19 protein-coding genes are annotated in these 17,330 nt (G+C 49.3%); all 19 read left to right on the forward strand.

Annotated features, from left to right (window positions below; translation table 11 throughout):
• Window positions 1–28: 28 nt before the first annotated feature.
• The 19 genes from rpsA to aroH all read left to right on the forward strand — a co-directional run bounded on the left by rpsA (window position 29) and on the right by aroH (window position 16,572).
• Window positions 29–1,267: a 30S ribosomal protein S1 gene (gene rpsA / locus WH45_RS14055; RefSeq protein WP_046215003.1), complete on the forward strand. Its 1,239-nt coding sequence runs from the start codon at window positions 29–31 to the stop codon at window positions 1,265–1,267.
• A 483-nt stretch (window positions 1,268–1,750) separates the two neighbouring features.
• Window positions 1,751–3,073, forward strand: a complete 1,323-nt coding sequence (gene der, locus WH45_RS14060; RefSeq protein ID WP_046215004.1) for a ribosome biogenesis GTPase Der — start codon at window positions 1,751–1,753, stop codon at window positions 3,071–3,073.
• Between the two features lie 12 nt (window positions 3,074–3,085).
• Window positions 3,086–3,709, forward strand: coding sequence for a glycerol-3-phosphate 1-O-acyltransferase PlsY (gene plsY, locus WH45_RS14065; protein ID WP_046215005.1), 624 nt, complete (start codon window positions 3,086–3,088; stop codon window positions 3,707–3,709).
• The gene (locus WH45_RS14070; RefSeq protein WP_046215006.1) at window positions 3,702–4,745 is read left to right on the forward strand and encodes an NAD(P)H-dependent glycerol-3-phosphate dehydrogenase; all 1,044 of its coding nucleotides are present in this window, start codon (window positions 3,702–3,704) and stop codon (window positions 4,743–4,745) included. Before plsY ends, WH45_RS14070 begins: the two co-directional genes overlap by 8 nt.
• Window positions 4,746–4,833: 88 nt before the next feature.
• Window positions 4,834–5,451: a hypothetical protein gene (locus tag WH45_RS14075; RefSeq protein ID WP_046215007.1), complete on the forward strand. Its 618-nt coding sequence runs from the start codon at window positions 4,834–4,836 to the stop codon at window positions 5,449–5,451.
• A 14-nt stretch (window positions 5,452–5,465) separates the two neighbouring features.
• Complete coding sequence (locus tag WH45_RS14080) at window positions 5,466–5,840, forward strand: 2Fe-2S iron-sulfur cluster-binding protein (protein WP_046215008.1); 375 nt, start codon at window positions 5,466–5,468, stop codon at window positions 5,838–5,840.
• Between the two features lie 211 nt (window positions 5,841–6,051).
• Window positions 6,052–6,324, forward strand: coding sequence for an HU family DNA-binding protein (locus tag WH45_RS14085; RefSeq protein ID WP_017814387.1), 273 nt, complete (start codon window positions 6,052–6,054; stop codon window positions 6,322–6,324).
• A gap of 111 nt (window positions 6,325–6,435) precedes the next feature.
• Complete coding sequence (gene mtrB / locus WH45_RS14090) at window positions 6,436–6,672, forward strand: trp RNA-binding attenuation protein MtrB (RefSeq protein ID WP_017814388.1); 237 nt, start codon at window positions 6,436–6,438, stop codon at window positions 6,670–6,672.
• Between the two features lie 247 nt (window positions 6,673–6,919).
• Window positions 6,920–7,771: a heptaprenyl diphosphate synthase component 1 gene (locus tag WH45_RS14095; protein WP_046215009.1), complete on the forward strand. Its 852-nt coding sequence runs from the start codon at window positions 6,920–6,922 to the stop codon at window positions 7,769–7,771.
• Between the two features lie 38 nt (window positions 7,772–7,809).
• Window positions 7,810–8,532 (forward strand): demethylmenaquinone methyltransferase, encoded by a 723-nt coding sequence (locus WH45_RS14100; RefSeq protein WP_046215010.1) that lies wholly within the window; start codon window positions 7,810–7,812, stop codon window positions 8,530–8,532.
• A 1-nt stretch (window position 8,533) separates the two neighbouring features.
• Window positions 8,534–9,409: a UbiA-like polyprenyltransferase gene (locus WH45_RS14105; RefSeq protein WP_046215011.1), complete on the forward strand. Its 876-nt coding sequence runs from the start codon at window positions 8,534–8,536 to the stop codon at window positions 9,407–9,409.
• Window positions 9,400–10,074 (forward strand): UbiX family flavin prenyltransferase, encoded by a 675-nt coding sequence (locus tag WH45_RS14110; protein ID WP_235338376.1) that lies wholly within the window; start codon window positions 9,400–9,402, stop codon window positions 10,072–10,074. The genes WH45_RS14105 and WH45_RS14110 overlap by 10 nt, the downstream gene beginning before the upstream one ends.
• The gene (locus tag WH45_RS14115) at window positions 10,067–10,930 is read left to right on the forward strand and encodes a menaquinone biosynthesis protein (RefSeq protein ID WP_046215012.1); all 864 of its coding nucleotides are present in this window, start codon (window positions 10,067–10,069) and stop codon (window positions 10,928–10,930) included. The genes WH45_RS14110 and WH45_RS14115 overlap by 8 nt, the downstream gene beginning before the upstream one ends.
• Window positions 10,927–11,901, forward strand: a complete 975-nt coding sequence (locus tag WH45_RS14120) for a polyprenyl synthetase family protein (protein ID WP_046215013.1) — start codon at window positions 10,927–10,929, stop codon at window positions 11,899–11,901. Before WH45_RS14115 ends, WH45_RS14120 begins: the two co-directional genes overlap by 4 nt.
• Window positions 11,902–12,204: 303 nt before the next feature.
• Window positions 12,205–12,648, forward strand: coding sequence for a nucleoside-diphosphate kinase (ndk, locus tag WH45_RS14125; protein ID WP_017814395.1), 444 nt, complete (start codon window positions 12,205–12,207; stop codon window positions 12,646–12,648).
• Between the two features lie 50 nt (window positions 12,649–12,698).
• Window positions 12,699–13,499 carry a CheR family methyltransferase gene (locus WH45_RS14130; RefSeq protein WP_046215014.1) on the forward strand — a complete coding sequence of 267 codons (801 nt, stop codon included), beginning with the start codon at window positions 12,699–12,701 and terminating at the stop codon, window positions 13,497–13,499.
• Between the two features lie 427 nt (window positions 13,500–13,926).
• Entirely contained in the window at window positions 13,927–15,096 is a 1,170-nt protein-coding gene (gene aroC / locus WH45_RS14135) for a chorismate synthase (RefSeq protein WP_046215015.1), read from the forward strand.
• Window positions 15,097–15,104: 8 nt separating this feature from the next.
• Window positions 15,105–16,199: a 3-dehydroquinate synthase gene (gene aroB / locus WH45_RS14140; protein ID WP_152663567.1), complete on the forward strand. Its 1,095-nt coding sequence runs from the start codon at window positions 15,105–15,107 to the stop codon at window positions 16,197–16,199.
• A gap of 4 nt (window positions 16,200–16,203) precedes the next feature.
• Window positions 16,204–16,572 (forward strand): chorismate mutase, encoded by a 369-nt coding sequence (aroH, locus tag WH45_RS14145; RefSeq protein WP_046215017.1) that lies wholly within the window; start codon window positions 16,204–16,206, stop codon window positions 16,570–16,572.
• The last annotated feature ends 758 nt before the right edge of the window (window positions 16,573–17,330 follow it).

Below are 17,330 nucleotides of genomic sequence, written 5' to 3' on the forward strand. Positions count from 1 at the left end.
TGGGGTTTGAATCGAGGAGGGTATTGACATGTCGGAAGAAAATAATAACCAAGAAACTACCGAAGTTACAAACCAGGAGGCAATGGATCAGATCGTCTCCGTGAAGAAAGGTGACACTGTCACAGGAACAATCGTCAAAATTGATGATAATCAAGCTTATGTAAGTATTGGATATAAATATGACGGTGTTATTCCAGTCCGTGAACTTTCTTCAGTACACGTAGACAGCGCTTCTGAAGCTGTAGAAGTGGGCCAGGAAGTGGAATGCAAAGTTGTAAGCATCAACGACGAGAAAGAAACTCTCGTTCTGTCCAAGCGTGCGATCGACAGTGAGAACGCATGGGAAACACTGGAACAGCGCTTTGAATCCGGTGAAGTATTCGAAGTTACTGTATCCGATGTTGTAAAAGGCGGACTGGTAGCTGACGTGGGCGCACGCGGATTTATCCCTGCATCCATGGTAGAGCGTCACTTTGTAGAAGATTTCAGCGATTACAAAGGCCGCACACTTCGCGTTAAAGTAAAAGAACTGGATCGCGAAAACAACAAAGTAATCCTGTCCCAAAAAGAAGTGCTGGAAGCGGAATACGAGTCCAACAAGCACAAAATTATGGAAAGCCTGCAAGAAGGCCAGGAGCTGACAGGTACTGTACAGCGTCTGACTCAATTCGGTGCATTCGTTGATGTAGGCGGCGTAGATGGTCTGGTACACGTATCCGAGATCGCTTGGACACATGTAGACAAGCCAGCTGACGTACTGTCCGAAGGCGACGAAGTAAAAGTAAAAGTTCTGCGCGTTGATCCTGAAAAAGGCAAAATCAGCCTCAGTATCAAAGCAGCTCAACCAGGTCCTTGGGAGACTGCAGCAGAGAAATTCCATACTGGCGATGTAGTAACCGGTGAAGTAAAACGCCTGGTGAACTTCGGCGCATTCGTTGAAATCGCTCCAGGAGTGGAAGGTCTGGTTCACATTTCCCAAATCTCCCACAAACACATCGGTACTCCGCAAGAAGTACTGGAAGAAGGCCAAACCGTTTCCGTTAAAGTACTGGATGTAAATCCTAGCGAAAAACGCGTTAGCCTGAGCATCAAAGAAACCGAAGAAGCTCCTGCAGATGAGCCAAAAGCTCCTAGAGAACACAGCAACAAGGGTAACAGAGCTCCGAAACAAGAAGAGCTGAACAACCCTAACGTATCTCTGAGCAACCAGGGCATGAACGTAACCCTGGGCGACCTCTTCGGCGATAAACTAAGCAAATTTAAGTAATAAGGAGCAAGCGCCCTCCTTGCTCCCTAAACGGCAACGTTTCAATGCCGTTTAGATTGGATGCAAGAGCAAGCGCCCTCCTTGCTCCCTAAACGGCAACGCTTCAATGCCGTTTAGACGTATGACCACTACGCATAGACAATAACTTTAACCCACCATCTCTTACAGCAAATCCGAAATGCAAATTTCATTCGCTCCAGAGAAACCACGGTTCAAGGTTACTGTCTAGCAGGGTGGTTCCGAGCAAGCGCTAGCGTTGCTACTTTCACTTAACCAGCATAAATATTTCAGGGCTTAACCCGTACAGTCCACCAGATTATTGCGGAGGATTCAACGGCTAAGTTCACCAGATAATCGGCGAATCCGTAATGGGTTCGCCGATTATTGCTTTTCACTGACGTTAAAATTCATCATAATGTTAGCCAAGGCAATGGTTTTTTGCTATGATGATTAACGGAAAGATAGAACAGGAGGAAAAAACCTATGGCAAGACCCGTAGTAGCAATCGTTGGACGCCCGAATGTGGGTAAATCAACGGTATTTAACCGGATGATCGGTGACCGGTTGGCAATTGTAGAAGACCGCCCGGGGGTAACCCGTGACCGGATATATGGAACTTCAGAATGGAATGGCAAGCCTTTCAGCGTAATTGATACCGGTGGTATTGAACTGGATGGCGAAGATATGATGCTCAAATCGATCCGGATGCAGGCGGAGCTCGCTATCGCTGAAGCGGATGTGATCGTATTTATGTGTGACGTTAAAAGTGGTTTGACCCAGTCCGATGAGGAAGTGGCACAGATTCTGTATCGCTCCCGCAAGCCTGTTGTCGTAGCTGTCAACAAAGTCGATAACATGAACCGGATGGATGATATTTATGAATTTTATAATGTAGGTTTCGGTGATCCAATCGGTATCTCCGGCAGCCATGGCAGCGGTATGGGTGATCTGATGGATGCCATCGTGGCCAATCTGCCTGAGCTGGAAGAAGATGAGTACGGCGACGATGTGATTCGTGTTGCTCTGATCGGGCGTCCTAACGTGGGTAAATCTTCACTCGTTAACGCCATTCTGGGCGAAGAGCGCGTTATCGTCAGCAATGTAGCCGGTACGACACGCGATGCGATTGATACTCCGTTTGAACGGGATGGACAGCGTTATGTACTGATCGATACGGCAGGTATGCGCAAACGCGGTAAAGTGTACGAGAATACCGAGAAATACAGCGTCATGCGTGCGATGAAAGCGATTGAGCGTGCGGACGTAGTCCTGATGGTTATCAACGGTGAAGAAGGCATCATCGACCAGGATAAACACGTTGCCGGTTATGCACATGATGCGGGTAAAGCCGCCATTATCGTTGTAAACAAATGGGATGTTGTCGAGAAAGATGATAAAACGATGCAGCATTTCGAGAACAATATCCGTGATCACTTCCTGTTTATGCAGTATGCTCCGGTTGTGTTCCTGTCTGCACTGACCAAACAGCGTATTCACAAGCTTCTGCCTGTTGTACAGCAGGTAGCCGAGCAGCATTCACTGCGTATTCCGACGCATTTGCTCAATGATGTCATTTCGGATGCGATTGCGATCAATCCGCCTCCAACCGATAAAGGGAAACGTCTGCGCATTAACTATGTGACCCAGGTAGCGGTAAAACCACCTACCATTATCGTATTTGTCAATGAGCCGGAAATGATGCACTTTTCCTATGAGCGTTATCTGGAAAATAAAATCCGGGCGGCTTTTGATTTCGTAGGAACGCCGATCCGTATCTTTACACGTCGCAAATCATCGGACGATTAAGGAGAGAAGCTTGTGATTGTATCGGTTTTAGCCATCATAGTGAGTTATCTTCTCGGTTCCATCAGTTTTAGTGTGCTGATTGCCAAAGGCATGAAAGGAATCGATATTCGTGATCATGGCAGCGGTAACGCAGGCGCAACAAATACGCTGCGTGTGCTCGGTAAAGGCCCGGCAGTTACGGTACTACTGCTGGATGCACTCAAAGGCGTAGGAGCGGTATGGCTGGGAGTATGGCTATCATCCTCTCCTACCTACTGGGTTCCGGCATTGTGCGGAATTGCAGCGATTCTGGGCCACAACTGGCCGATTTATTTCCGCTTTCGCGGAGGTAAGGGAATCGCTACCACGATTGGTGTACTGGCTACCCTGTGTCTGCTGCCATCTCTGGCCGCTGGTGTGGTGGCCATCCTGGCTATCGTGTTCACACGCTATGTATCGCTGGGCTCTCTGATCTTCGTTACGCTGACGCCGATCATATTGCTGTTCCTGGGATATTCGACGCCAATTATAACAGTTAGTGTCATCATCTGGGCGCTGGCAGTCTGGCGTCACCGGGCGAATCTGTCCCGGATCTTCAAGGGTACGGAAAATAAAATCGGAGCAAAAGCGGACAAGGGAGGAAGCGAAGTTGTCTGATAAGGTAACGGTTCTGGTAGCGGGAAGCTGGGGCACAGCGCTTGCCTGTGTCCTGGCAGATAACGGGCTGCAGGTATCTTTGTGGACGCGCAGCGAGGAGCAGGCGAGCGAGATCAACGGACAGCATACGAACCGCAAATACTTGCCGGAGGCAGTGCTGCCGGATAATATCACCGCTGCATCCAGTCTGGCCGAAGCGATGAGAGACACCCAGGCGGTCATTATCGTAGCGCCTTCCAAAGCGATGCGTGAAGTGTGCCGTCAGCTCAAACCTTTTTATCATGAAGATATGCTGTGTGTTCATGCAACCAAAGGATTTGAGACCGAATCGCTCAAACGCATGTCCACTGTGATCAGCGAGGAGCTCGGTGCCAAGGAATCTAATATTGTGGTTCTTTCGGGACCGAGTCATGCTGAAGAAGTGGTCAAACGGATGCCGACGACCGTAGTGGTCGCTTCGCGTAATGAGAGAGCGGCTGCAGCTGCCCAGACTCTTTTCATGAATGAGGAATACTTCAGGGTGTATACGAATCTGGATATGATTGGTGTAGAGCTGGCAGGTGCACTCAAAAACATTATCGCGCTTGGCGCAGGCATGTCCGATGGACTGGGCTATGGGGATAATGCCAAAGCGGCACTCTTAACACGTGGTATCGCTGAGATGGTCCGGGTCGGCAGTGAAATGGGGGCGAACCCGCTGACTTTTGCCGGTCTCGCGGGTATCGGTGATCTGATGGTAACCGGTACGAGCCGTCACAGCCGGAACTGGAGAGCAGGTTATATGCTGGGTCAGGGCAAGTCACTGGAAGAAGTGATGAATTCCATGAACATGGTGGTGGAAGGCATACGTACGACGCAGGTGGCGCACGATATGTCCCGCAAGTACAATGTCCAGATGCCGATTGCCGAGCAGCTGTACCGTGTTCTGTTTGAACAAAGCGATCCGCGTGAAGCGGTCGAAGCCTTAATGGGAAGAGATCCCAAAAATGAGATGGAATCCATGAAGCTGGAAATCTGGCAACAGTGGCATTCCTGATCTGACATGGAGTCAGACGTACAGAGAACGAGGGGGAATCCTGTCGTTCTTTTTGTACAGGTCTGAATGCAGAGGGGGCATATTCACAATGTATAATCCTGAACACTATTTGCAGCCGCATTCGAAGCTGCAGCAGTCACTTACGGATATCGCACGTTGGCTCGATCAGGGCAGTACGGATACACACTGGCTGCTGGGCGGGAGCTGCGGACTGCTGCTGCAGGGAATCCCACTGGATGAGGCGCCCCGTGATATTGATCTGTATGCAGATGGCAGCACGATACAGAGGCTCCATGAGCAGCTGCAGGTCCATACTCTGGTACTGGATGGTCCGGAATTGAACGAGACGAGAATGTATCGCTCTGTTCTGAGCCATTATCAGGCGGGAGACTATAAAGTCGAGCTGGTCGGAGACTTTGAAGTACGGGCGCGGGAATCGTATTATCGGGTACATATTGATAAAAGTCTGTATGATCATGCGCAGATGATTACACTCGGCAGCCATGAGATAGCAATTATGCCTCTGGCACATGAATTGGTCTTTAACCTGCTGAGAGATCGGCGGGACCGCTACGAACGAATCGCCGAGCAGATGACTGCCGAGCCAGAGCGCCATGCTGCGCTGGTGAAGCAGATTATTGCTGCAAATGGTTTTCATCCGCAGATGATTCAGCGCATTCACAAGTTGGCCGGAATCAATAACTAAGAGGAGGAATCCCAATGTCTGGACGACAGCAAGGTCAGGTGGAATTTTGGCCTGCCGGCAAATCGGTGCTCGTGCCGGAAGGAGCAACGCTGCTGGCGGCTGCCAGGCGTGCAGGGGTACATCTTCCCGTGCGTTGTGACGGCAGAGCTGCCTGTCTTATGTGCAAGGTGACCGTTTTACCGGAAGATCAGCCAGTCGAAGGAATCTCGCTTTCCCCGCCGGGAGCAGTGGAGAGCCGGAAGCTGGGAGCCTCTCTGGAGGAGCACATACGTTTGGGATGTCAGGCCAGGGTGACAGGCCACTGCGTTGTTCGTATACCGGAAGATCGCCTCAAAGCCGCTATCCGCAAACAAATGGAGCAGCAAAATGACGATTTGAGCGACTGGTAGTATTTAGCAGTTCGGTGGTATCCGATAAAAAAAGCGTAAAACGCTTGAAATTACGGGGTAGCTGTATTACTATAGGTGTGTTCTGTGTCCCGGCGATAGCTGGTACAGTCCATATTCCGAAAATTCCGCGGCGTTTACCTATATTTTCGTTAATGCGAAAACCAAAGTAGCAAGTGGAGAAGCTTATATTTGCATTAGGAGGTGAATACACATGAACAAAACTGATCTGATCGCACAGGTTGTTGAAAAAACAGAACTGCAAAAGAAAGATGCTACAAAAGCGGTTGACGCTGTTTTCGAAGCAATCTCCAGCGCCCTGCAAAGTGGTGATAAAGTCCAACTGGTTGGATTTGGTAACTTCGAAGTTCGTGAGCGTTCCGCACGTATGGGACGTAACCCGCAAACTGGGGAGCAAATGGAAATCCCAGCGAGCAAAATCCCGGCTTTCAAGCCTGGTAAAGCACTGAAAGATGGAATTAAATAAGCTGTACATATTCCATGTTCAGGAAAGGACCGTGATCTTCATGTTCACGGTCCTTTCCGCATCTGCCAGCATACTTAATGTAACAGCGATGACAAGCAAAAGGAGGAAATGATGGAGCCATCAAAAGACGGTATTGTAAATGGTGATTATGTAGTGATCAAGGCCAAGGAAAACGGAGTGCAGGTTATCGGTCTGACCCGCGGACGGGATACTCGTTTTCATCATACGGAAAAGCTGGACAAAGGTGAGCTGCTGATCGTGCAGTTTACGGAAAATACATCCGCCATCAAAATCAGGGGCGATGCTGAAGTGCATACCAAGCATGGTACCGTGAAAACGGAAGATTAATATGGCTGCTGCACAACACTGTCGCAGCCTGCAGCACCTATACTGGCTTCCTCATTATTAAGCTGGACTTAATTGTGGGAAAGCCAGTATTTTATTGTTTATACAACCCAATCATAATGGACTTACAAATATTCACTTGCCCTGTCTTGTCGAAAAAACATATGTTATAATGAACTGAAATGTTTAAATCTAAAACATTATAGTTTGTGAAAATATAGACTTGCCAAACGAAGGCATGGAGGCTGAGATGAAACCGTATCGCTTATTGGAAACATCCCAAAAATATACAGAATACGATATGATTCAAGAGCATACCGAGATCCCCGATTTTCCGGACATAAGAGCTCGGCTGCTGCTGGCTTTTTTGAATGAGGCGGCAGATACGGAACAGGAAACATCCCGGGGGCAGCTGTTTTCCCTCGTTACAGGGCTGGTACAGATGGCTCTGGATACGCATGATCTGATCGATACTTCCCCATTGCATCAGGAAGAAGATAAAATGCGCTCCCGCCAGCTGAATGTACTGGCAGGCGATTATTTCAGCAGCCGCTTCTACGAGCTGCTGGCCAAAGCGGGCGAGATTGAGATGGTAGCCCGTCTCAGCGAAGCCATTTGTGAGAACAACCGTCTGAAAATGAATCTGTATCAGCAGGTCCAGAAAACGCCGCTTACCTCCGAACAGTATATCGAGGCGATTACACAGCTGAAGATGCAGCTGTTTCTTTCATTTACAGCCTATCTTCCGGCCTCCCGCACCACGTTGTGGGAAGAGCTGCTGTATGAATTCAGCCGCTGCGAGGTACTGGCCGAGGATATGCAGCTGGAGGAGGCTTCCCTGCTGCAGCGTCCATTCGGACATTACAGCTTGTATTATGCCTTGGAGCAGGCAGCCGAACAGGATCAGGCTGCCATGATGACCGAGCCGACAGACAGTCCGCGCTGGGCGCAGTGGTATGAGCAGTATGGAACAGCCGGGCAGATCAGCCGACTGCTGGAGCAATCCCTGTCTGCGATTGAGACACATCTGCAGCAGCCTGGCAATGAGCGCCTGCGTGCAGACATCTCCCGTTTGACGGAAGGATATGCCACTCTGCGTTAACCGCATAATCCAAGTAATTCAGAAGAGGTGGTAACACTATGAGCAAACCGGAAAGTGTCAAACCCAAAGAACAATTTGTCCAGTCGGTGTTTGAATCGATTGCGCCACAATACGATATGATGAATGATCTGCTCAGCTTCCGCATGCACAAGACATGGCGTAAGTTTACGATGAAAAAAATGAACGTCCAGCGCGGCGATTCTGCACTGGATGTATGCTGTGGTACATGTGACTGGACGCTCAGTTTGGCCGAAGCCAGCGGTACCGGTCAGGTATGCGGCCTGGACTTCAGCCCGAATATGCTGCAGTTTGGACAGAAAAAGATTGACCGTGACGGGTGGAGCGATAATATTACGCTGACCCAGGGCAACGCGATGGATCTGCCTTATGCGGATAATTCATTCGACTATGTGACGATCGGATTCGGACTGCGCAATGTGCCGGATCTGGTACAGACGCTCAAAGAAATGCAGCGTGTCGTCAAACCTGGCGGTATGGTCGTTTGTCTGGAATTATCCAAGCCGACCTGGCAGCCGTTTAAAGGCATTTATTATTTTTATTTTCAGAATTTGCTGCCGCTGATGGGCAAGCTGGTCGCCAAGCGTTACGAACAGTACAAATGGCTTCCGGACTCGCTCAAAGCTTTCCCTGGACGCGAGGAGCTGGCCGATGTGTTCCGTGAAATCGGACTTCAGCAGGTTCAGGCTTATCCGCTAACCGGTGGGATTGCGGCACTTCATATTGGGATCAAGGAGAAGTAGGATGTTTAAGAAGATTAAGATATTTTTGGAAATGATTAAAATTGAGCATACCCTGTTTGCCCTGCCATTTGCCTTTATGGGCGCGATGCTGGGATCTTATGTAGTCAAAGGGCATCTGCCAACCTGGGAGCAGATCGTCTGGATTCTGGTTGCCATGGTCGGTGCACGCAGTGCAGCGATGGGACTGAATCGTCTGATTGACCGTACCTTTGATGGCAAAAATCCGCGTACGATGATGCGGGCCATTCCGGCCGGGCTGCTTCGCTCTGGTGAGGTCGTTATCTTTATTGTAATTTCACTCGTTGTCTTTTTCTGGGCGGTGACCCAGTTATCACCGCTGGCACTCAAGCTGCTGCCAATCGCGGTGTTTATGCTGATTTTCTATTCCTTTACCAAACGATTTACCTGGCTGTGCCATGTTGTGCTCGGGATGACGATTGCGCTTGCTCCGCTGGGCGGATGGGTCGCTGTCGCCGGCCGGCTCGACTGGGCAGCTATTGTCTTCTATATTGCGATCACGTTCTGGACAGCCGGATTTGACGTTATCTATGCGTGTGATGATGCGGAATTTGACCGCAAAGAAGGATTGCATTCCATCCCGAGCCGCTTCGGTATTCCGCGCGCACTCAAAATCGCTCAGGGATTCCACGTTATTACAGCAGCCGGTCTGATCAGTCTATTGTTCATTACGGATCTGGGTGGATGGTATATCGCCGGCGTGATTATTGCCTGTGCGATTCTGTTCTATGAGCACTATATCGTAACGCCAAAAGATCTGAGTCGTCTGCAAACGGCATTCTTTACGATGAATGGAGCGCTCAGCATCATTATGTTCGTGTTTACACTGGTTGATCTGGCGGTTAAACAATGGTGGTAAACCGTCCGGAACACGCACGGTCCGAGTCTGACGCCCTTTTTCCTGCCGGTTATCATCCGGATCATGTCAGCAAGCGTTATGTGATTGGCATTACCGGAGCCAGCGGCTCTGTATACGGCGTTCGTCTGATCGAAGTACTGTTATCGATGGGCTACAGTGTCCACCTGGTGATCTCAAATGCCGGGTGGAGAGTGCTCAAGGAAGAACTGGACTGGACAGCTTCCAGCAGGGAAGAGATGCTTAGCGAGCATTTCGGTTCCCTGCCGGGCAAGCTGGTGTATCATTCCTTTTCGGATATCGGTGCATCGATTGCGAGCGGCTCTTTCCGGGTCAAAGCAATGATCATTATTCCCTGCTCCATGGGGACACTGGCGAATATTGCCGGAGGCACTTCCTCCAATCTGATGACCCGTGCAGCGGATGTAATGATTAAAGAAGAACGGAAACTGGTTATAGTTCCAAGAGAAACACCTTTGCATGCGATCCACCTGGAAAATATGCTTAAGCTGGCCCGTATGGGAGTCAGTATCATTCCGGCGATGCCGGCTTTTTATTACCGCCCTCAGACACTGGAAGATGCCGTCGACTTTATGGTTGGCAAAGTGCTCGATATTCTCGATATTGAGCATCATTTATTTGAACGATGGGGGAATAACAGTGAGTAAGTTTGAATTGCCGATCAAAATTGGTAAAATTGAATATACAAATGATTGGCCCATTTATCAGAACTTTGATCCGACGCAGCTGTCTGTACCGGCTGTTATCCACAGCGATCTTCCGGCTAACCTGAACCGCGGTCTGCTGGAAGACCGTCTGTATATTACACCGGTATCTTCTTTTGCTTATGGAACACGTTCTAATGATTTCTGGCTGCTGCCGGATCTTTCGGTAAGTGCCCGCAATGCGGTCGGATCGATTCTTCTGTTTTCCAGAAAGCCGGTAGCGGAACTGGGAAGTGGAACGATCGCGCTGACAAATACATCAGCCACATCCATTAATCTGCTCAAAATTATTCTGGATAAGCGTTATGGTTACAAACCGGCATACATATCCATGGATCCGGATCTGGATCAAATGATGGAGAGCTGTGATGCCGCACTGCTGATCGGTGATCATGCGATTGCTGCTGCACAGCGGGAGACAGGGTATATCATTACCGATCTGGGACTGGAATGGAAACAGTGGACCGGACTGAGCATGACATTTGCTGTCTGGGCGGTGAACAAGCAGTTTGCTGCAGCGTATCCGGAGCTGGTAAGCGAAATTGGCGAGCAGCTGCGCATCAGCAAGCAGCGCAGTGTAGCTGATCTGAATCCGGTTATTCATGAAGCACGCCAGAAAATGGGCGGCAGTCATGAATACTGGGAGCACTACTTCCGGCAATTATGGTATGATTTTGGAGAGCAGGAGCAGCAGGGCCTCGCTTTGTATTTTAAATATGCCTATGAGCTGGGTTTGCTGGATCACGAAGTGAATATGGAATTATGGACTGACAATACGATGACACGGGTGAACGAATGAAACTACTGGACATTTTCGGGACACTAAAAAAAGATATGAACGTAATTGAACGTGAGCTCAGCCGCAGCATCGATACCGAGCATGCGCTGCTCAATGAAACTTCACTTCATTTGTTGAAAGCGGGAGGAAAGCGGCTTCGTCCCGCTTTTGTGCTGCTTGGAGGCAAGTATGGCAATTATGATCTGGAACGGCTGAGCAATGTAGCCGTCCCGCTCGAACTGATTCATATGGCTTCCCTGGTGCATGATGATGTTATCGACGATGCACAGACGCGCCGCGGACAGCTGACCGTCAAATCCAAATGGGATAACCGGATTGCCATGTATACCGGTGACTATATTTATGCCAAGGCACTGGCTATTGTAGCCAGACTGGAAAATCCGGAGATTCATCGTGTACTCGCCAAGGCAATGGTACAGATGTCCATCGGTGAGATGGAGCAGATCCGCGACTTTTTCAATACGGATCAGACGATTCGCCGTTATCTGCTGCGGATTCGCCGCAAAACGGCACTGCTGATTGCGATCAGCTGCCAGCTGGGCGGACTGGCTGCGGATGCACCGCGTGAAGTTACACGCCAGCTGTACCGCTACGGCTATAATGTAGGTATGGCGTTTCAGATTCGTGACGACGTGCTTGATCTATGCGGTACGGAAAAACAAATCGGCAAGCCTCCGGGCAGTGATCTGCGTCAGGGCAATATTACGCTGCCGGTGCTGTATGCTCTGCAGGATAATTCGCTGAGAGAGCCGCTGTTGGCCGAGATCAACCGGATTCATCAGGCGAATGGGGAGACGGACGTCAAGCAGGCTGTTCAGATGGTCCGCGGCAGCCAGGGAATCGAACAGGCTGAAGTGCTGGCAGATCGATATATTCAAAAGGCGATGGATGCGCTGAAGCAGCTTCCATCCGGCAAAACACAAAAGCATTTGCAGGAAATAGCGCATTTTGTTGCTAAGCGCTCCCATTAATGTTGTGAATTTCAAAAACATTTCTCGACAAGAACTAACAGACAGACCACCTCCGGTCGATATATAAGTTACGAAGTATGTGAATGGCTTTCCGCTAACCGCATCAAAGGCTGGTTGCTTGTCGGAAATCAGGCACATAACGAGTATTGTACTTTTTGAGGGTAGTATTTTATCAAAAAATGTCGGAAACGTATATGATGGTGTTTCTTTCTGTAATTCACACTTTCTGTTAGAATACACAAGTGGGCATCTTGAAATTGCTCCGATAGCAGATCACTTTGTAGATAACAGGAGAGTGAATCAATGGAACGCACATTTTTGATGATTAAACCTGATGGAGTACAGCGGGGGTTAATGGGACGCATTATCAGCCGCTTCGAAGACAAAGGATTCAAATTGATCGGAGGCAAGTTTCTTATTCCGACGGAAGAGCAGGCCAAGCGGCATTATGCCGAGCATGAAGGCAAAGTGTTCTACGGAGAACTCATTGACTTTATTACTTCAGGACCGGTCTTTGCCATGGTATGGGAAGGCGATGATGTCATCACATTATCCCGTACACTGATGGGCAAAACCAAAGTCACTGAAGCACTGCCCGGTACAATCCGTGGGGATTTCGCTGCTCACACTCCTTTCAATCTGATTCATGGCTCCGATGCGCCCGAGAGTGCAGAACGAGAGATCGCGAACTTTTTCACTCCAGACGAGTTAAGCGTTTACGAAAAAAACATTTCCGTCTGGCTCTAAACATACCCTCGCATGGACTACACTCAATATGAAATCAAGGAAGTGATGCCATGCTTACAAATGATGCCGTTCAACCAGACTCGGACTATACAGGTTTCATCAAAAAAGTGAAAGATAGTACGGGCATTGACTTAGCACAGTATAAGGAAGCACAAATGAAGCGCAGACTGACAACGCTGCGTACCAAAAACGGTTTTGCCACATTCTCTGCATTTTTCGATGCCATGCTCAAAGACAAAGCATTATTTTATGAGTTCCTCGATCGGATGACGATCAACGTATCCGAGTTCTGGCGTAACCCGAACCGCTGGGAAGTGCTGCGTGACAGCATTTTGCCGCAGCTGCAAAAGAGTGGCAAGAACCTCAAAGTATGGAGTGCTGCCTGCTCGACAGGTGAAGAGCCTTATACCATCGCTACGATTTTGGCCGATAAAAATATTCTGTCTTCAACGACCCTGCATGCGACTGACATTGATGATGGTGCCCTGGAAAAAGCCAAAAAAGGACTTTATCTGGAACGCTCGCTCAAAGATGTACCAGCGGATGTAGCCAAACGTCATTTCACACCAAATGGTCATATGTTTGCTGTAAATGACAACCTCAAGAAGGCTGTGCAGTTCCGCAAGGGAAATCTGCTGACAGATACGTTTGAAACCGGATATGACCTGATTGTATGTCGTAATGTCATGATTTATTTCACTGAAGAAGCCAAAAGCATGCTGTACCATAAGTTCGCGGCGAGTCTGCGTCCGGGCGGCGTATTGTTTGTAGGCAGTACGGAGCAGATTTTCTCTCCGGCACAATACGGATTTGATTCATCCGAGACGTTCTTTTATCACAAAAACGGCTGATTGCAGCCGTAGTGGAAGAATGGTAAATGTAGCTGCATGGGGGGAACCGGCAGTATGCAGCAATATAGGGCCAGTACGGGCAGTTAGATCATGCCCTCTGGCCGGCAAAGGTATTGCTGAGCGGTGAATTACTTATAGCTCTACTAACCAGAAATACAAGAAAGTCTGCTGCTTCGCGGTATTATGATCCGCTGAGGATGGCAGAGTCTATCAATATCGAAGATAATGCACAAAACACGCAGTCTGTTTTGCTCCGGCAGCAGACGGCGTGTTTTTGTTATACAGAGCCGGAAATATTCTCTTTTCCATATGAAAATGCAATGCTTGACGTTCCTTGTCAAATGGATAAAGGCTGTACTATAATAAGCAAAGGTAATTACGGATTTTAGCGATGCACAGTTTAACAGTTTAAAGGGGGAACGCAAAAATGAGTATACGTTACTTAACAGCAGGGGAGACTCACGGACCCCAGCTGACTGCGATTATTGAGGGGCTGCCGAGCGAACTGCAGCTTGATTTTGAGGAATTGAATTTCCAACTGGCACGCCGCCAAAAAGGCTATGGCCGCGGCCGCCGGATGCAAATTGAAAAAGATACAGCGGATATCGTAGGCGGTGTTCGTCATGGATATACGACGGGCGCACCGGTTGCACTCGTTGTTGCCAACAATGACTGGAAGCACTGGACCAAAATTATGAATATCGAGCCAATGGAAGGAACGGATGAAGAGAAGCGCCGCGTCCATCGCCCGCGTCCCGGTCACGCCGATCTGAATGGCGGACTCAAGTATAACCATAAGGATCTGCGTAATGTACTGGAGCGCTCCAGCGCCCGCGAGACAGCGATTCGCGTGGCGGTAGGTGCAGTAGCACGCCAATTCCTGGCTTCCTTTGGCATCAAGGTTGGTGGACAGGTAATTCGGATCGGTGAGATCGAAGCGCCGCCGAACAATCTGCCGCTTGATGAGCTGGTAGCACGTACGGAAGAATCGTCAGTACGCGTGGTCGACAAGGAAACCGAACAAAAAATGGAAGCCTACATCGACCAGATCAAAAAAGAAGGCGACTCCATCGGTGGCATCGTGGAATGCATTATCGAAGGTGTCCCGGTTGGACTGGGCAGCTATGTGCAGTATGACCGCAAGCTGGATGCACGAATCGCCCAGGCAGTCATGTCGATCAATGCCTTCAAAGGTGTGGAGATTGGCATCGGATTCGAGGCTGGACATATCCGCGGCTCCCAGGTACATGATGAGATTATGTACAACGAGGAACGTGGCTATCACCGGGCGACCAATCGTCTGGGTGGATTCGAAGGCGGCATGACCAACGGTATGCCAATCGTCGTACGCGGCGTCATGAAGCCGATCCCGACGCTGTACAAGCCGCTGCAGAGCGTGGATATTGATACGAAAGAACCATTTACCGCTCAAGTGGAACGCTCGGATGCATGTGCGGTTCCGGCTGCCAGCGTAGTGATGGAGAGTGTGGTCGCCTGGGAAGTAGCCAAGGCTTTCCTGGAAAAATTCGGTGGTGACTCGATGACAGAAATCCGCAAAAACCTGGAAAACTACCAGGCTCAGGTGGATGAATACTAATGAGTGATATCCGGATCGTCGACGTTCAACTTGGCGAACGTTCGTATCCCATTTACATTGGCGAAGGATTGCTTCAACAGGCGGGCAGCTATCTGGAAAAGCATCAGCTGTCCAAGCAGAGTCCGCTGCTGATCGTTACGGATGAAAAAGTGGCTGATCCGTATTTGAGTATAGTGGAGCAGTCTCTGACTGCTTCCGGATTTAAAGTGGTTACAGCGATTGTGGGGTCCGGTGAGACTTCCAAATCGCTGTCCGTATTTGAAGCGGTAATGACCAAAGCGATTGAAGGCGGTCTGGACCGCAAATCTGCAGTCATCGCACTGGGCGGAGGCGTTGTGGGCGATCTTGCCGGTTTTGTGGCTGGAACGTACATGAGAGGCATTCGCTTTATCCAGATGCCGACCACGGTACTGGCGCATGACAGCAGCGTCGGCGGCAAGGTTGGAATCAACCATTCCCTTGCCAAAAATATGATCGGTGTCTTCCATCAGCCGGAGCTTGTGCTGTATGACCTTTCTGCGCTGAAAACTCTTCCGGCACGTGAAGTGTATGCAGGACTCGCCGAGATGGTGAAGCACGGACTGATCTGGGATCGTGAATTTGCCTACTGGTGTCTGGAACATGCCGAAGAGCTAAAGTCTGTGGATATGCAGGCCATGGGTTACGGTTTGGAAAAAGGCTGTTCGATCAAAGCGGCAGTGGTGTCGCAGGATGAACGGGAAAATGATCTGCGCGCTATCCTTAATCTGGGTCATACGATCGGTCATGCGATTGAAGCGGTAGCCGGCTACGGCGAGATTATTCATGGTGAAGCTATTTCGATCGGGATGGTCGGTTCGGCTCTGATCGGTGAAGCATTGGGTGCAGAGCCGGGATTGGTCGATACGACCCGGGAAATGCTGCAGTCGCTTGGACTGCCTACCGTACTGCCGGAGCATCTGAGTGTGGACCGGATCATGAAGGCGATGATGCATGACAAGAAGTTCCAGGAAGGGCAGATGACCTTTGTAGTACCGCTGGAGATTGGCAAAGTGGAGATTAACCGCAATGTCGATTACGATCTGGTTCGCAGGACCGTTGAGCTTTTAAAGAAAGAGGTGTAGAACCATGTACGTACGAGGTATTCGCGGAGCCACTACAGTGGCCCGCAACGACCGCCAGGAAATTCTGGATGAGACGCTGGTACTGCTGCGGGAAATTGTGGCCCGTAATGAGTTTGAACCGGAAGATATCAGCAGCATCTGGATCACAATGACACCTGATCTGGATGCGGTCTTCCCGGCTCTGGCAATCCGCGAGATGGAGGGCTGGAATATGGTTCCGCTGATGTGTGCACTGGAAGTGCCGGTACAGGGTAGTCTGCCCATGTGTATCCGGCTAATGCTGCATATCAATACGACCAAGACCCAGCAGGAGATCCGGCATGTCTACCTGAATGAAGCCAAGCGGCTGCGGCCGGATCTGGCTACTTCCTGAGCAGACAGGGAATGATGTATTGTTGAACATCATCGACTACCTATAACAGATCAATGATAGAGCAAAACAGCATAGAGGAACGATACAAAAGCAAAGGCATCTCTCTGTCTTTGCTTTTTCACTTTAAAGCGTTAAAATAATTTACATATCCCAAAAGTTATTTAGGCATCATGAAATATATAGTGGATATAAAAATAAATTTTTGATATAGGACTTTGAGCTTGATATCAGGACTTTGAGGATGAAGCAAATGAATGATATCCAGTGTACAATCATCTTTTTCACTGTAAGGGTTGCGTCAGCTGCTCGTTGTAGGGTATAGTATACAACAAGATTAATAAGCAGTATGAGCCGTGTATTGAGATGAGATGCAATTGAGTAGAGAAGAGTATAGATGAGAAGAAAACGTAAGCCCTATCGGCGGACAGTATGGATAAACCGCATATGCAGAGTAGATCAGCAGATGATGGTTGTCCCGGTCGTGTGTCCGTAGCGATTACAGGTGCGATGGCGTTTTAAGAGCAGAACCGGAAAATGAATGAATCCGCAGAGCAGGCCGCTTTCCAGAGGGAGAGAGCTGCTTTTGCCATAATCGTATCGATCACTGTCACAGGACAGGATGATACGTTCAATTACCGGGGAAGCGGGAAATGGATGAATATGTCTGTTTCTTACATTTGTACAATTTATACCAATAGCAGCCTTCATGCGTCATTACGCGTGAAGGCTTTTTTTGTTATCCGGCGTGTCATTATCAA

Origin of the sequence: Paenibacillus wulumuqiensis (assembly GCF_000971965.1) — a bacterium.
GTDB lineage: Bacteria > Bacillota > Bacilli > Paenibacillales > Paenibacillaceae > Saccharibacillus > Saccharibacillus wulumuqiensis.

What these genes read in the sequence shown, in the direction of transcription:
- mtrB (WP_017814388.1), top strand. Translation starts at nt 6,436, where the DNA reads ATGGAGCCATCAAAAGACGGTATTGTAAATGGTGATTATGTAGTGATC.
- aroH (WP_046215017.1), top strand. Translation starts at nt 16,204, where the DNA reads ATGTACGTACGAGGTATTCGCGGAGCCACTACAGTGGCCCGCAACGAC.
- WH45_RS14130 (WP_046215014.1), top strand. Translation starts at nt 12,699, where the DNA reads ATGCTTACAAATGATGCCGTTCAACCAGACTCGGACTATACAGGTTTC.
- WH45_RS14105 (WP_046215011.1), top strand. Translation starts at nt 8,534, where the DNA reads ATGTTTAAGAAGATTAAGATATTTTTGGAAATGATTAAAATTGAGCAT.
- WH45_RS14075 (WP_046215007.1), top strand. Translation starts at nt 4,834, where the DNA reads ATGTATAATCCTGAACACTATTTGCAGCCGCATTCGAAGCTGCAGCAG.
- ndk (WP_017814395.1), top strand. Translation starts at nt 12,205, where the DNA reads ATGGAACGCACATTTTTGATGATTAAACCTGATGGAGTACAGCGGGGG.
- aroC (WP_046215015.1), top strand. Translation starts at nt 13,927, where the DNA reads ATGAGTATACGTTACTTAACAGCAGGGGAGACTCACGGACCCCAGCTG.
- WH45_RS14100 (WP_046215010.1), top strand. Translation starts at nt 7,810, where the DNA reads ATGAGCAAACCGGAAAGTGTCAAACCCAAAGAACAATTTGTCCAGTCG.
- WH45_RS14085 (WP_017814387.1), top strand. Translation starts at nt 6,052, where the DNA reads ATGAACAAAACTGATCTGATCGCACAGGTTGTTGAAAAAACAGAACTG.
- rpsA (WP_046215003.1), top strand. Translation starts at nt 29, where the DNA reads ATGTCGGAAGAAAATAATAACCAAGAAACTACCGAAGTTACAAACCAG.
- WH45_RS14110 (WP_235338376.1), top strand. Translation starts at nt 9,400, where the DNA reads ATGGTGGTAAACCGTCCGGAACACGCACGGTCCGAGTCTGACGCCCTT.
- WH45_RS14080 (WP_046215008.1), top strand. Translation starts at nt 5,466, where the DNA reads ATGTCTGGACGACAGCAAGGTCAGGTGGAATTTTGGCCTGCCGGCAAA.
- WH45_RS14095 (WP_046215009.1), top strand. Translation starts at nt 6,920, where the DNA reads ATGAAACCGTATCGCTTATTGGAAACATCCCAAAAATATACAGAATAC.
- der (WP_046215004.1), top strand. Translation starts at nt 1,751, where the DNA reads ATGGCAAGACCCGTAGTAGCAATCGTTGGACGCCCGAATGTGGGTAAA.
- WH45_RS14120 (WP_046215013.1), top strand. Translation starts at nt 10,927, where the DNA reads ATGAAACTACTGGACATTTTCGGGACACTAAAAAAAGATATGAACGTA.